Genomic DNA, 992 nt, shown 5'->3' with positions numbered 1-992 from the left:
GCCATGGGAGGAACCAACAAGGACATCGTTCTAACCGCCCGCAGGCCCGGCAGCGTCGGCAATGACATCACCTTCGCCATTCACGAAGACACCTTCGACGACCTCAGCGTGGACCGCGTCGGCAATGCGATCATGGTTTACCGGAAAACCGGCGGCAACACCGCTGCCGAGATCGTCGATGCAATCAATAGCACTCCGCCCAAGCCCGCGTTTTTCCGCAATGGCGACGACGGCGTGCTGCATGCGATCAATCCCGGAGCGGATGGCGATGGCATCGAAGTGCGTTTCCGAAACGAAGCCACCCAGGCAGTGGGCAAGGTCGTGACGGTTAAGCCGGGAACCGGCGCGGAAGTCGCCGCCCTACTCGCCGCCGAACCGAGCACGGCGCGATTGGTCCGAGCCGATGACACTGGACTCTTCAAACTCGACCGCGAACACACACTTGGCGGCCACAACTCAGGAGCCGCGGGCATCGTTTACGCCGACCTTGCCCCCGGGAACGATGGATCGGGGAAAATGCTCCCACTGGTTGCGACCAATCTAACAGGAGGCAACGACGGTCCAACCGTCGCGCCGGGGCGACGTGCCCGCGTCGTGATTTCCGGTCCTGAACTCGACACGTTTCTCCCGCCAGACAAATCCGAATTCATCCGGGTGAGAACCGAGGAACTGTATGGAATGCAAGTGCACCTCGACTTCAATGCCCGGGTTCAGCAATTCGCCACGGCGGCAGCCCAGCTGCGAGAGTGGCCCAACACCTACGGCGGCGCGACCTACGCCGCCGGGAAAACCCCGACGACGCGGAGCAAAGGAACCAGCCAGGTTTCCGGGTTCCTCAATTACCTGCGGACGCCGGATTTCGCCGACTGGATGTATGACCTTGAGCCATCGTTCGGCCCGGTGATCCGGGCGGGAACTTACTGGTATCGGGAAGAGGCGCAGGGCGTGCAGGATCTCAGCGAGATCGGCAAAACGCTCTACGACAATGCCGA

At 61.9% G+C, this 992-nt stretch carries 1 protein-coding gene; it reads left to right on the top strand.

The genetic code is table 11. The features are described from left to right. On the top strand, positions 1-992 hold a 992-nt coding region (locus JIN85_RS22560; RefSeq protein WP_200274389.1), incomplete at both ends, for a hypothetical protein.

The sequence above is a fragment of the Luteolibacter pohnpeiensis genome (assembly GCF_016595435.1).
GTDB lineage: Bacteria > Verrucomicrobiota > Verrucomicrobiia > Verrucomicrobiales > Akkermansiaceae > Luteolibacter > Luteolibacter pohnpeiensis.
The sequence above is the reverse complement of the archived record's forward strand: the minus strand, read 5'-3'. Positions and strand labels throughout refer to the sequence as shown.